Genomic DNA, 12,402 nt, shown 5'->3' on the forward strand with positions numbered 1-12,402 from the left:
GGTCGTGACAGATGGCGGGGGTCCGCACCGGGGTGGCGGCGGAGGCTTGCCGTATGAACATTCACGACGGCGCCCCCGCCCTGTCCGTCGCGGGGCTGCGCAAGACGTACGGCGAGACCCGTGCGGTCGACGGGATCGACCTGGTGGTGGACCGGGGGGAGGTGGTGGCCCTGCTCGGCCCCAACGGCGCGGGCAAATCCACCACGATCGACATGGTCGTCGGGCTGGCCCGCCCGGACGCCGGGGAGATCGCCGTGTTCGGCGCGTCTCCCCATGAGGCGGTGCGCCGCGGCGTGGTGGGCGTGATGCCGCAGGAGGGCGCGCTGCTCGACGACGTGACCGTCCGGGAGACGGTGGCGTTGATCGCGTCCTTGCACCGCACGCCGCTGCCCGTGGAGGAGGCGCTGAGCCGCGCCGGGGTGGCCGACCTCGCCGACCGGCGGGCCGCGCTGCTGTCCGGCGGCCAGAAGCAGCGGGTCCGGTTCGCCATGGCACTGGTGCCCGGCCCCGACCTGCTGGTGCTCGACGAGCCGACGGCGGCCATGGACGTGACGGCCAGGCGCGAGTTCTGGCAGTCGATGCACGCCCTCGCCGAGACCGGCCGCACCGTGCTGTTCTCCACCCACTACCTGGAGGAGGCAGAGGCGTACGCGGACCGGGTCGTGCTGATGCACGCGGGCCGCGTCGTGGCCGACGGCCCGGTGTCCGCGGTCATGGCCGAGGTGTCCGGCCGTACGGTGACCGCGACCGTGCCCGGCGCCCGCGCCGAGGACCTGGGCGTGCTGCCGGGCGTGACGGCGGCGCACGTCCGCGACGGCAGGGCCGAGCTGCGCTGCACCGACTCGGACCTGGTCGTACGGGAGCTGCTGACGCGCTATCCCGAGGCCAGGGACGTCGAGGTCGGCGCGCTGGGCCTGGAGGACGCCTTCCTGCGCCTGACCGGAGCCTCGGAGGCCGTGCGATGACCGGATATCTCGCGTTCGAGATCAGGCGGACCCTGCGCGACGCCAAGTTCCTGTTGTTCGCGGTCGCCCTGCCGGTGGGGCTCTACCTGCTGATGGCCGACCGTTTCGTCGACCAGGGCGCTCCCGCGTCGTACGTCATGGGCGGCGTCGCGGCGTTCGGGGCGATGAAGGCCGCGCTCGACGTCGGCGCCCGTGCGGCGGTGGAGCGCGGCATCGGCTGGCAGCGCCAGCTGCGGCTGACCCCGCTCAGCGGCGGCGGCTACCTGCTGGCCAAGGCGTCGGTGGCGATGGTCGTGGCGCTGCCGCCGGTGGCCGGGGTGTCGCTGGTCGCCGCGCTCGTCGGCGGGGTGCGCCTGTCTGCCGGCGGGTGGGCGCTGGCCGTGCTCGGCGTGTGGGCGGGCACGGTGCCGTTCGCCCTGCTCGGCCTGCTGATCGGCCAGTTCGCCACCGCCCAGAACCTGCAGGCCTACCAGGGGGCGGTGGTGCTGGTGCTGAGCTTCGTCGGGGGGCTGTTCATCCCGGTGAGCACGTTCCCGCAGGCGCTCGCGACGGTGGCCGAGGTCCTGCCGAGCTACTGGCTCGCGCAGATCGGGCACGCCGCCGCGCTCGGCGCCGGCGGCGGGAACGACGGCTGGCAGGCCGCGCTGGTCCTGGCGCTGTACGCGCTCGTGCTGGGCGCCGCCGTGGCCGTCCGGTATCGCCGAGACACCGCTCGGGCCTAGGGTGGCTGACGTGGGCGAGCAGGACGTGTGGGGCCGTTCCGCCTGGCCCACGTGGGACCGGGCGGGACCAGCCTCCCGTGTGGCCCACATCCGTGGCGTCGTCGTGCTGTCGCTCCTCCTGGTCTGGCCGCTGTGGGAGGCGCTGGGACCGGACGGGGCCTGGCCGAAGGCCCCGGCCCTGCGGATCGCGATCGGCGTCGTCACGCTCGTGTACGCGGCGGGCTGGCTCGGCGCCATGGTCGCCGGGGTCCGCCTGCCGCCCCGGCGGCGGATCCTGCTCGTCGGGACGCTGTTCGCGCTGGCGGTCGTGGCGGCCCTGCTGCGCAACGGCCCGCTCTACCTCGGCCACGCCGGCGTGTTCAGCTTCGTGCTCGCGGTGGCGGCCTGGCTGCTCCCGGCGCGCTGGGGCGTGCTGCTCGCGGTGGCGATCTGGGTGGTCCAGGTGCTCGCGTACTGCTCGGCCCCCGGTCCGGTTCATTGGGAGCATGTGGGCGGGCTCGTCCCCGGGATCGTGATCCCGGTGGCCGTGGCGCTGCTGATCCGGCTCGTCGTCCAGCTCGGCCAGGCCCGCGAGGAGATCGCGGCGCTGGCCGCCGCGGCGGAGCGCGACCGGCTGGCCAGGGACCTCCACGACGTGCTCGGGCACAGCCTGACCACGATCACCGTGAAGACCGGCCTGGCCCGCCGGGTGCTGGAGAGCGGCGGCGACCCCGAACAAGCGCTGGCCGAGTTGCGCGACGTCGAGCGGCTGTCGCGGCAGGCGCACAGCGAGGTGCGCCTGACCGTGTCCGGCCGCCGCCGGCCGTCGCTCGCCGCCGAACTGGCGGGGGCGCGCGCCGCGCTGCGGGCCGCCGGGATCAGCGCCGTCCTGCCGCCGTCCGCGCCTCACGTGCCGGCCGAACTGGCCGAGCCCTTCGCGTACGTCCTGAGGGAGGCGGTCACCAACGTGATCCGGCACAGCGGCGCCACGCGGTGCGAGGTGGTGCTCGGAGACGACTGGCTGGAGGTGCGCGACAACGGCCACGGGCAGAAGGCGGCGAAGCCGGGCAACGGCCTGTCCGGGCTGGCCGAACGGCTGCGCGCCGTCGGCGGGCGGATCGAGGCGGGCCCGCTGCCCGCGGGCGGCTTCCGGCTGCGGGCGAGCCGCGCATGATCAGGGTGTTGCTCGCCGACGACCAGGCGCTCGTACGCGGCGCGCTGGCGGCGATGCTCGCGCTGGAGCCCGACATCGAGGTGGTGGCCCAGGTCGGCTCGGGCGAGGAGGTCGTCGAGGCGGCGCGGCGCAGCCGGCCGGACGTGGCGCTGCTGGATGTGCAGATGCCGGGCAGGGACGGTTTGGCAGTCACCGCCGACCTGCGCGCCGCGCTCCCGTCCTGCCGGGTGGTGATCTGTACGACCTTCGGGCGGCCGGGCTACTTCGCCCGTGCCATGGAGAACGGCGCCTCGGGCTTCGTCGTGAAGGACGCGCCGCCGGAGCACCTGGTCGACACGGTGCGCCGGGTCCACGCGGGCCTGCGCGTGGTCGATCCCGCCCTGGCGGCCGAGTCGCTCGCCAGCGGGTCGAGCCCGCTGACCGCGCGGGAGCGCGACGTGCTTCGTGCGGCCCGGCAGGGCGGCACCGTGGCGGAGATAGCGCGCAGCCTGCACCTGTCCGCCGGGACCGTACGCAACCACCTGTCGGCGGCGATCGGCAAAACCGGCGCGAGCACCCGCGCCGAGGCCGCACTGATAGCCGACGAGCACGGCTGGCTCTGAAGCGTCATCGCGGCCACGGGAAAAGCGAATGACCGGCAAGCGGCTCACGCGCGAGAATCGCCGCCATGTCTCAGCCGATACTGCGCACCGACCGCATCACGCTTGTCCCGCTGTCCGACGAACACCTCGAGCACGAGATCGAACTCGACGCCGATCCCGAGGTCATGCGGTACCTCACCGGCCGTGCACGCAGCCGTGAGGAAGTGGAGGCCCTCCACCGTGAGCGGCTCGCCGCCGCGGACCGCGTCGCGGGGCTCGGCTTCTGGGCCGGTTTCGTGGACGGGCGGTTCGTCGGCTGGTGGCTGCTGGAGGCACCCACGCGTGCCGACCAGGGCCCGGTCGAAGGGCAGGCCGAACTCGGATACCGGCTCCTGCGACGCTGCTGGCGCCAGGGCTTGGCCAGTGAGGGCGCCCGCGAGCTCCTTCGTTACGGATTCGAAGACCTCGGACTGACCCGCGTCTTCGCCGAGACCATGGCGGTCAACGCCGCCTCCCGCGCGACGATGACCGCGATCGGCATGCAGCACGTCCGTACGTTCCACATGGACTGGGAGGAACCGCTCCCCGGCAGAGATCTCGGTGAGGTCGAGTACGCGATCACCCGAGAGCAGTGGCTCGCTGCTTGATTAAGTTGTCGGTATGGAAGAGATCAGCGGCTTACCGGTGCATTTCGTCGAGCACGGCGACGGGTTTCCCGTTCTGGTGTTACACGGAGCGGGGGTGGACCACCGCGAGATGGCCGGCGCCCTGGAGCCGGTCTTCCGCGAACGGCCTGGTTATCGGCGCGTCTACCCGGACCTGCCCGGCATGGGCCGCACTCCGGTGCCGGACTGGTTCCGTGGCACCGACGATGTCCTCGATCTCGTGCTCGGCCTGATCGACGCCGTCGTGGGGGAGGAGAAGCTCGCTGTCGTCGGCCACTCCTTCGGCGGGTATCTCGCCGGGGGCGTCGCCGCCCGGCGCCCGGCCCAGGTCGCGGGGCTGGCGCTGATCTGCCCCCTCGGCGAGGAAGCGCGTGACGTGCCTCCGCATGCGGTGCTGCACGCCTCGGTCGACGTGGCCGACGTCCTGGATCCGGCCGAGCAGGCCGCGTTCCGGGACTACTTCGTCGTGCAGACGCCCGCCACCGTGGAGCGGTTCCGGGAGTACGTGGCTCCGGCCCTGCCCCTCGTCGACCGGGACGGCCTCGGGCGGATGTCCGAACGGTGGCGGCTGAGCGACGCCTCCGGGGACGCGCCGCCGTACACGGGCCCGACCCTGATCCTCGCCGGGCGCCAGGACGCCACGGTGGGATACGCCGGTGCATGGGATCTGGTGGAGCGGTATCCGCATGCCACGTACGCCGTCCTGGACCGCGCCGGCCACGCGCTGCCGCACGAGCAGGCCGGGCTGCTCGCGGCGTTCATCGGCGAATGGCTCGACCGGGTGGACGAACGTCTCGCCGCGTGAGCGCCGGCCTGCTCATGGATTCGACGGATACGGATCGCTGCGCAGCCTGCTGTACATCCAGCCGTCGCGCCACTGACCGCGGAGGAACTCCACCGCGCGGAGGACGCCCTCCAACGTGAAGCCGGCCTTCTCCAGCGACTTCTGCTCCGCGACGTTCTCCGGATGGGTGAACGCCTGGATGCGCTCGACCGGGGTGTGGGTGAACAGGTAGTCGCACAGCATCGCCTGAGCGCGCCAGCCGATGCCGCGCCCGCGCCAGTCGGGCAGCAGAGCGATGCCTATCTCCCAGTATCGGGAGAGCCCGAACCCCCGCGCCGACCAGCTCACCAGGCCTGCGGCCGTGCCGTCGGCCTCGACGACGAGCCTGCTGTCGTCCTCGCCCAGGTATCCGTCCTTGGCGTAGCGCCGCGCCGGGGCCTGGGCGTCGCGGAACCCCGCCCAGTCGAGGCCGATCAATCCCGGCTCCGTGACGAAACGCCGGAACATCGCGAGATCGTCCTCTGTCACCGGCCGCAGCCGTACCTCAAGCTCGCTCACCGTGCCGCCTCCCCTCGATGCTCTTCGACACTAGCGCGGAGATCATCAGCCGGTGACGGCGCGAAGGGCCCCGGGGTGGCGGCCGGTGAGGCGGTCGAGCCTGGCGGCGGTGGTGTCGTCCGCGGGGAGGTAGGCGATCAGGAGCTGGTTGTCGTCGTCGGACAGGCCGAGGGTCTCGTAGGCCAGCCGTAGTTCGCCCGCCTCCGGATGCGCCAGCCGTTCGATGCCGGTGCGCCTGGACGGCCCGGGCGCGGTCGTCAGCCGGTCGGTGAAGGGCGCGCCGACGGCGAGGGTCAGTTCGTCGACGAGATGCTCGACGTGTGGGTCCTCGCGGGAGACGCCCAGTTTCAGCCCGGCGAGCCGCTCGTCGGCGACCCGGTCCCACTCGGGATAGGCGGCTCTTGCGCGGGGATCGGCGAAGACGTACCGCACCAGGTTGGGCGGCCGGCGGTCCAGCAGCCCGATGGGGCCGGCCAGCCGTTCGTAGCCGTTCGTGTGGGCGAGCACGTCACCGAGCCGGTTGACCACCAGCGCCGGGGCGGGTTCGAGCCGGTCGAGCAGCGCCCGGACGGTGGGACGCACCGACTGCGCGGGCGGCCCCTGGCACGGGCCGACGAGCCGGCCGGCGCCGTCGGCCGCCTTGAAATGGTGGAGCAGATGGAGGCGCTCGTCGGCGGACAGGCGCAACGCGTCGGCGAGGGCGGCGAGCACGGGCACCGAGGGGTGACGATCACGTCCCTGCTCGAGCCGGGTGAGGTACTCGACGCTGATCCCGGCGAGCGTGGCCAGTTCGGAACGGCGAAGGCCGGGGGTGCGGCGCCGGCCGCCGCCGGGGAGCCCGACCTCGGTGGGGGTGACGGCCTCGCGGCGGGCCCGCAGGAACTCGCCCAGACTGTTGTCGCTCACGATTGGCAGGCTACCGAGTGGCCACGGTTCCGATCGTGGCCCTGCGGGGGCCAGTCTCGGCCCGGTCTCCCTCCCGTGGTTCCCGCCGCCGGATCCTTGGCCCTGCTCAAGTTCTCTACTTCGTGAGGAGCGCCGACATGGATCTGGGACTCACCGGCCGTACGGTCATCGTGACGGGAGCCTCCGGCGGCATCGGGCGCGAGATCGCCCGCGGCTTCGCCGCCGAAGGGGCCGACGTGGTGCTCGCCTATCACCGCTCGCAGGAGGGCGCGGAGCGGCTCGCCAAGGAGATCGGCGGACGCTCGCTCGTCGCCCCGTACGCGCTGGACGACGACGAATCGGCCCGCGGTCTGGTCGAGACCGTCCTCGGATGGTCCGGCCGGATCGACGTGCTGGTCAACAACGCCGTGCACTGGGGCGCCACCGAGCCGGAGCCGGACCTCCCCTTCGAGGCCGTGTCCGACGAGAGATGGCAGAAGACGATCCGGGCCAACGTCGAGGGCACGCTGCGGCTCAGTCGCGCGGTCGTCCCGTCCATGCGGGAGCGCGGATGGGGCCGGATGGTGCACATCTCGTCGAGCATCGCGGTCGACGGCATGCCTGGTGGGGAGTACTACGGGGCGGCCAAGGCGGCGCTGCACGGTTTCAGCAGGTCCGCCGCGTTCGGGCTCGGGAGGGACGGCGACATCCTGTCCAACGTCGTCATGCCCGGCTTCACCAGGACCGAGACCAACGTCGCGATGGTCGAGCAGGCGGGCGGGCACTACAGCGCGCGGGCTCCCATCGGCCGCCTGCTCGACGCCGCCGAGGTCGCGGGCGCCGTCGTCTACCTGGGCTCGGCCGCCAACACCGGCATCACCGGACAGGCCATCAAAGTGACCGGCGGAGCCTGAGGTTCGATACCCAGGCCGGGATCCATAAGTACTTCACGTACTTGACGTACGTGCCTCTCAATCCAATACTGGCAGTTGGACGAGAGGAAGTGGCATGGGAGTGCATTTCGCCAGCTACACGGAGGCCAGAGCCAAGCTCAAGGAGCTCCTCGATGCGGCCGAGCGGGGTCGGAGTGCGACCGTCCGCCGTGACGATCGGACCGCCGCCGTAGTAGACGGCGAGCGCTTGCGTTACTTCCTGGCTCGTATCTGCCCATCCAACGCTCAGGTAGTGGCTGAGGATGGAGGATGGTCGGTCTTCATTCCAGGACTGCCTGTAGCCGCGGACGGATCGACGTTCGACGAGGCCATCGACGAGATGATCGACGCGCTTCGGGAGTACGCGGAGGACTGGCAGGACCACCTGTTGGACGCACCTAACCACCGGGACAACTGGGGTCTGGTGCAGATGATCTGCCTGAGCAGCGACGACCAGCTACGGGAGTGGCTAACCGGGGTGGCTCCATGACGTGGCCGCAGCCGACTCGGGAGGATCACGAGCGCTTCTGCAAGAACGAAGGCTGGCGACGAATTCGCGATGCCAGGGGACGGGTGGGCACCCACCACGTCACGTATGAGTTCGACCTCCCCACGGGCGGCATCCTGCGGACGCGAATCTCACATCCACCTGACCGCACGACTTACGGGCCCAGCCTTTGGGCTCACATCCTGCGGGACCAGCTCCAGGTCTCCGAGGAGGAGTTCTGGGGCTGTGTCCGGGATGGCGTCGTTCCTGATAGAGGAGGCCCTCAGGCGCCGCCAGAGGCTCTTCCTGCGGATCTCGTGCACCTCCTCATTCATCGAGTGGGGCACACGGATGCCGAGGTCGCCCGGATGTCGAGGGACGAGGCGCTTGCTCGCCTGCAGCTCTTCTGGTCGGAAGGCTCATAGCGAATCAGGGGCGGAGCAGCGGTAGGCGGCGTGGCGGTTGGGGGAGCAGCACATCACGCCGCAGATGAGGAACCGACCGCCGGTTAGCCAAATGCCCCACGGGCCCATGCCGCAGTGGAGCGCTCTGGCGTGGCACCTCGGGCGACGGCCGTACGAGGTCCGGCCTTGGTTGTCGCGAACGGCCCGTCGGTGAGCTAGGCTCCGCCGTCGCGGAACGCTTGCGGTCGTCGCGGCGCTGATCGAATGCAGTGGGCCACGGGCGACGAGCAGGCCGGCCCGCCGGAGGCTCGGTCGGTCATGCGGTCCGACATCGGACCCCTCTCGCTCGTACGTGCCAAGATACGCTTCTTGTACAAGTTACTTGTTTTTCCGTAGTGAGGAGTACTAGCGTCGTAGACATGATTCTTGTCACCGGAGCGACGGGGCTCAGCGGATCGCTCGTCGTCCAGGAGTTCGCCCGGCAGAACGCTCCCGTCCGGGCGCTGGTCAGGAACCCGGACAAGGCCCGGAAGTTGCACGGGCTGCCCGGTGTGGAACTGGTCGAGGGCGACATGCTGCGCCCCGAGACCCTGACGGCCGCCCTGCGCGGCGTGGAGCGCGTGCTCCTGATCTCCTCCCCGAGGGAGCGGATGGTGGAGACACAGTGCACGTTCATCGACGCGGCCAAGGCCGCGGGCGTGCCGCACATCGTGAAGTACTCCGGCAAGGAGTCGGGCATCGGCTTCGATCCCGGCAGCTTCACAGGGACGCGCGAGCACCTGGAGATTGAGCGCCACCTCGAGGCGTCCGGCCTGGCCTGGACCCACCTGCGCCCGAGCCAGTTCATGGAGTTCTACCTGCCCGGCACCCTCACCGGCGTGGATCCGCGCCGGCGGGAGCTGCGCATGTCCATCGGCGACAGCAGGCTGGCGCCCGTCGCCATCGAGGACGTCGCGAAGGTCGCGGTCGCGCTGCTGCACTCCGGCGGCCACGAGGGCAGGGCGTACGACATGACCGGCCCGGAGGCGCTGACGATGAAGGAGGTCGTCGAGCACATCTCGGAGGCGACGCGAACCGCCTTCCGCCATGTGGAGCTGCCTCTGGAGGACAAGCTGCGCGAGTGCGGAGAGGCGGGGGTGCCCGAACCGTCCGTCCGGATCCTGAGGGAGCTGTTCGCCGAGCGCAGGCGGCGTCCCGAGTCCCACGTGCGGCTGGAGACCCACCGGACCTTCGGCGTGCGGCCCACGAGCTTCGCCGAGTTCGCCCGCGGCCACGCGGCGGCGTTCCTCGGGCGCGCGGGTGGCGGCCGGCGCTGGTGACGATGCGGACATCTCTGGAGGATGAAATGAGTTCGGAACTGCACCAGGCGGCCATCGGACCGGCGGAGGAGCGCGCCGTACGGGCCCTGTTCGAGGCGACGTCGGCCGCGTGGTCGGACGGCGACAGCGGCGCGTTCGTCGGTCGGTATGCGCAGGACGCCACCGTGATCCTGCCCGGGGTGTACCTGCGGGGCAGGGACGGCATCCGGTCCGCCATGGGCGCCGCCTTCGCGGGGCCGCTGAAGGGGTCCAGGCGCCTCCACACGACGGAGAGCGTCCGGTTCCTCGGCCCGGACGTGGCCCTGGTGGTCACGCGCAGCGCTACCGCGTTCGCCGGGGAGGCGGAACCCCCGGCCGACCGGTGGGAGCTGGCGACCTGGACGCTCGTGCGGCGCGGCGGCGAATGGCTTGTCGAGGCCTACCACAGCTCACCGGCCGCGATGCCCGGCTGACGCTTCGGACCGCACTACGGGAAAGCAAGCATCTGCTCCGGGATGAGTAGGATGAGCGCGTGACCACGGCACGCACGTACGGCGACCCTTGCGCCGCCGCGCGCGCTCTCGACCTGCTGGGCGAGCGCTGGGCATTGATGATCGTCCGGGATCTGCTCTTCGGTCCGAAGCGCTACAGCGACCTGCAGGGCGGCCTGCCCAACGCCAGTCCCACCGTGCTCTCGCAGCGGCTGCGCGATCTGGAGGAGGGCGGGGTGATCCGGCGGCGCAAGCTGGGCCCGCCGGCGCGCGCATGGGTCTACGAGCTCACCGAGTGGGGCCACGACCTGGAGCCGATCCTCGTGCACCTGGGCCGATGGGGCCGGCACTCCCCGCTGAAGGAGACGGCGACGCCCCTGGGGACCGATTCGCTGATGCTCGCTGTGAAAAGCCATCTCGAATCCGCCCGACTGGGCGACCTCGACGCCACGTTCCTGGTCGACGTCGGCGGGGAGGTCTTCACCCTCCGCGTGTCCGGGGGCGACCTCGCGATCCGCCGAGGCGAGCCGGATCGGTGGGACGCGGCCCTGCGGACCGATCCCGCCGTCCTCAAGGCCCTGGTGATCGACGGAACGCCGCCCGGCCAGCTAGGGGAGCAGTTGGAGATCACCGGCGACCGTGCGACCCTCCAGCGGCTGCTGGACGCCCTTCATCTAGGAGATCAAACGTGAGCCCGTCACCGGCGTCGAGTGAGGTCACGTCCCTCCTCGGCTACCTGAACTGGAAGCGGCGGCACGTCCTCGACATCCTGGACGGCCTGGACGAGGCCGACCTCCGGCGCTCGGTCCTTCCATCCGCGTGGACCCCGGCCGGCCTCGTCCGCCATCTCGCCATCGACGTCGAGCGCTTCTGGTTCCGCGCGGTCTTCGGCGCCGACCCCGACGCGGTGGCCTCTCTCGCCACCCCGGCGGACGCATGGCAGGTGCCCGGCGACCGGCCCGCCTCAGAGGTGTTCGACCTCTACCGCGAAGAGACGGCGCGCGCCGACGAGGTGATCGCCTCCAGCGACCTGGACCAGGCGCCGCGCTGGTGGCCGGACTACCGCGACGATCGGCCGCCGCGCGACCTGCGTGCGGCGATCCTCCACGTCATCGTCGAGACGGCGACCCACGCCGGTCATCTCGACGCGGTCCGCGAGCTGATCGACGGCAGGCAGTTCCTCGTCCTGGACTGACGAGAAGGGTCAGGAGGCGGGGCAGCGGTAGGCGGCGTGGCGGTTGGGGGAGCAGCAGACCACGCCGCAGGTGAGGAACCGGCCGCCGGTCAGCCAGATGCCCCACTGCACGTCCACGCCGTGAGTGAGCGCCTCGCGGGCGTTGCGCAGCCGGTGGTCGAGCCCGATCCGGGCCTCGTCGGCCGGGCGAAGGAAGGAGCTCTCCATCGACCGATAGCGCTCCGCGAGCCAGGCGAGTGCGTCGTCGGGCGTGGCCGGAGAGGCGTCGATCCGGCGGGCCGGCTTGAGCAGCCAGTCGCACGTACGCATCGGCGGCAGCGGGGAGCTCGTGAACGCGCCGGGGTCGGCGGGCGGCAGCGGCGGCCGCCGCTCGGCCTCGTTGCGCAGCTCTTCCCCGATCCCGCTCCACACGTAGCAGTGCAGGTGCATGACGCTCCGTACAGTGGGGGTGGCCCCTGCCTGCTATCACCGGGCAGGGGCCACCGTGCTCCTACAGTGTCGTCAGGCCGGCCGCGCGAAGCTCGGCACCGGTGAACCGGAGAGTCCCGGCATCCGGGTTCTTGCTGTCACGCAGGGCGAAGGCGTCGGCCTCGCCCGGAATCGGGGCCAGCTCGACGCAGGACTCCATGTCCTCCTCCTGCTGGTTGCCGCCGCACAGCCGCCGGAAGCGCACTCCGGCGAGGTCGCGGTCGTACAGCTCCATCGCGTTCCTTTCCTGTTGGTGGTCCCACCTCGGACGGTTCGCCGGGCGGGCGTCTTCATCTGGCGTGGCCGAGCAGCAGTTCCATCCACAGCTGGCGCGCCCGCGCGTCGGGCAGGCGTTCGGTCTCACAGACTTCCGGTGTTCTGTCGGTTCGGTCCCTACGGCGGACGAACAGCAGCCCGCCCGACGCACACAGCTCGTACGCCAGCGGCGAGCAGCGGTCGCAGGTGTGGGCCACGACCCGGACCCGGACACTGCGCCGGGTCTCCCGCATCCACCGGATCGCGACGTGGCCAGTCTGTTGGGGAGCCACATGCAACCCGGGACAGGCGGAGTCGGCCTGCGCCAGAGCATCCGAGCGCCCGACGGCCGACGCTCGGAGGGCACTTACTGGGGCAACACTCCTGCTGCGAGCTCCTCCTGGTCGTGGAGCTGCGCAACGAGTTGGTCGGCGTTATCAGCGTCGATGGTGTGGCTCAGCCCGTGACTCAACTGCGCGTCGGTGAGTCGCTGATTGCGTGTGGCCCATAGGCGATCCGCTGAGCTCCGCCAGATCGTCCAGTGGGGGAACGCGGCCTC

The 12,402-nt window shown here is 71.5% G+C and carries 17 protein-coding genes; 12 read left to right on the forward strand and 5 right to left on the reverse strand.

From position 1 onward, the window contains the following. Nucleotides 1–53 precede the first annotated feature (53 nt). From ABZ860_RS09375 to ABZ860_RS09400, 6 genes are all read left to right on the forward strand, one after another. Complete coding sequence (locus ABZ860_RS09375; protein WP_357217319.1) at nucleotides 54–965, forward strand: ABC transporter ATP-binding protein; 912 nt, start codon at nucleotides 54–56, stop codon at nucleotides 963–965. Beyond that, nucleotides 962–1,687, forward strand: a complete 726-nt coding sequence (locus ABZ860_RS09380; RefSeq protein ID WP_357217321.1) for an ABC transporter permease — start codon at nucleotides 962–964, stop codon at nucleotides 1,685–1,687. Before ABZ860_RS09375 ends, ABZ860_RS09380 begins: the two co-directional genes overlap by 4 nt. 10 nt (nucleotides 1,688–1,697) lie before the next feature. Then, on the forward strand, nucleotides 1,698–2,840 hold the full coding sequence (locus tag ABZ860_RS09385; RefSeq protein WP_357217324.1) for a histidine kinase: 1,143 nt from the start codon (nucleotides 1,698–1,700) through the stop codon (nucleotides 2,838–2,840). Further along, complete coding sequence (locus ABZ860_RS09390; protein WP_357217327.1) at nucleotides 2,837–3,442, forward strand: response regulator transcription factor; 606 nt, start codon at nucleotides 2,837–2,839, stop codon at nucleotides 3,440–3,442. The genes ABZ860_RS09385 and ABZ860_RS09390 overlap by 4 nt, the downstream gene beginning before the upstream one ends. Before the next feature lie 65 nt (nucleotides 3,443–3,507). Next, the gene (locus ABZ860_RS09395) at nucleotides 3,508–4,068 is read left to right on the forward strand and encodes a GNAT family N-acetyltransferase (protein ID WP_357217329.1); all 561 of its coding nucleotides are present in this window, start codon (nucleotides 3,508–3,510) and stop codon (nucleotides 4,066–4,068) included. A 13-nt stretch (nucleotides 4,069–4,081) separates the two neighbouring features. Then, nucleotides 4,082–4,891, forward strand: a complete 810-nt coding sequence (locus ABZ860_RS09400) for an alpha/beta hydrolase (RefSeq protein ID WP_357217331.1) — start codon at nucleotides 4,082–4,084, stop codon at nucleotides 4,889–4,891. Between the two features lie 12 nt (nucleotides 4,892–4,903). Here ABZ860_RS09400 and ABZ860_RS09405 read toward each other — a convergent pair whose 3' ends face one another. Both ABZ860_RS09405 and ABZ860_RS09410 read right to left on the reverse strand, forming a co-directional pair. Beyond that, nucleotides 4,904–5,428, reverse strand: coding sequence for a GNAT family protein (locus tag ABZ860_RS09405; protein WP_357217334.1), 525 nt, complete (start codon nucleotides 5,426–5,428; stop codon nucleotides 4,904–4,906). Nucleotides 5,429–5,473: 45 nt separating this feature from the next. Next, on the reverse strand, nucleotides 5,474–6,334 hold the full coding sequence (locus tag ABZ860_RS09410; RefSeq protein ID WP_357217336.1) for a helix-turn-helix transcriptional regulator: 861 nt from the start codon (nucleotides 6,332–6,334) through the stop codon (nucleotides 5,474–5,476). 137 nt (nucleotides 6,335–6,471) lie between these two features. Between ABZ860_RS09410 and ABZ860_RS09415 the strand changes: the two genes are divergently transcribed. The 6 genes from ABZ860_RS09415 to ABZ860_RS09440 all read left to right on the forward strand — a co-directional run bounded on the left by ABZ860_RS09415 (nucleotide 6,472) and on the right by ABZ860_RS09440 (nucleotide 11,120). Further along, a complete protein-coding gene (locus tag ABZ860_RS09415) occupies nucleotides 6,472–7,227 on the forward strand; it encodes an SDR family NAD(P)-dependent oxidoreductase (protein WP_357217338.1) in 756 nt (251 codons plus the stop codon). Between the two features lie 94 nt (nucleotides 7,228–7,321). Continuing rightward, on the forward strand, nucleotides 7,322–7,735 hold the full coding sequence (locus ABZ860_RS09420) for a prevent-host-death protein (protein ID WP_357217341.1): 414 nt from the start codon (nucleotides 7,322–7,324) through the stop codon (nucleotides 7,733–7,735). A gap of 820 nt (nucleotides 7,736–8,555) precedes the next feature. Then, complete coding sequence (locus tag ABZ860_RS09425; protein ID WP_357217344.1) at nucleotides 8,556–9,455, forward strand: SDR family oxidoreductase; 900 nt, start codon at nucleotides 8,556–8,558, stop codon at nucleotides 9,453–9,455. A 26-nt stretch (nucleotides 9,456–9,481) separates the two neighbouring features. Then, nucleotides 9,482–9,907, forward strand: coding sequence for an SgcJ/EcaC family oxidoreductase (locus ABZ860_RS09430; protein ID WP_357217347.1), 426 nt, complete (start codon nucleotides 9,482–9,484; stop codon nucleotides 9,905–9,907). A 59-nt stretch (nucleotides 9,908–9,966) separates the two neighbouring features. After that, on the forward strand, nucleotides 9,967–10,617 hold the full coding sequence (locus ABZ860_RS09435; RefSeq protein WP_357217349.1) for a winged helix-turn-helix transcriptional regulator: 651 nt from the start codon (nucleotides 9,967–9,969) through the stop codon (nucleotides 10,615–10,617). Then, nucleotides 10,614–11,120 carry a DinB family protein gene (locus ABZ860_RS09440; RefSeq protein ID WP_357217351.1) on the forward strand — a complete coding sequence of 169 codons (507 nt, stop codon included), beginning with the start codon at nucleotides 10,614–10,616 and terminating at the stop codon, nucleotides 11,118–11,120. The genes ABZ860_RS09435 and ABZ860_RS09440 overlap by 4 nt, the downstream gene beginning before the upstream one ends. Nucleotides 11,121–11,129: 9 nt before the next feature. Here the strand turns inward: ABZ860_RS09440 and ABZ860_RS09445 are convergent, their stop codons facing one another. The 3 genes from ABZ860_RS09445 to ABZ860_RS09455 form a co-directional block, all read right to left on the reverse strand. After that, nucleotides 11,130–11,549: a hypothetical protein gene (locus tag ABZ860_RS09445; protein WP_357217354.1), complete on the reverse strand. Its 420-nt coding sequence runs from the start codon at nucleotides 11,547–11,549 to the stop codon at nucleotides 11,130–11,132. Nucleotides 11,550–11,610: 61 nt separating this feature from the next. After that, complete coding sequence (locus ABZ860_RS09450) at nucleotides 11,611–11,823, reverse strand: DUF397 domain-containing protein (RefSeq protein ID WP_357217358.1); 213 nt, start codon at nucleotides 11,821–11,823, stop codon at nucleotides 11,611–11,613. A 55-nt stretch (nucleotides 11,824–11,878) separates the two neighbouring features. After that, nucleotides 11,879–12,097, reverse strand: a complete 219-nt coding sequence (locus tag ABZ860_RS09455; protein WP_357217360.1) for a hypothetical protein — start codon at nucleotides 12,095–12,097, stop codon at nucleotides 11,879–11,881. Nucleotides 12,098–12,402: the final 305 nt, after the last annotated feature.

Source organism: Microbispora sp. NPDC046973 (genome assembly GCF_040644495.1).
Lineage (GTDB): Bacteria > Actinomycetota > Actinomycetes > Streptosporangiales > Streptosporangiaceae > Microbispora.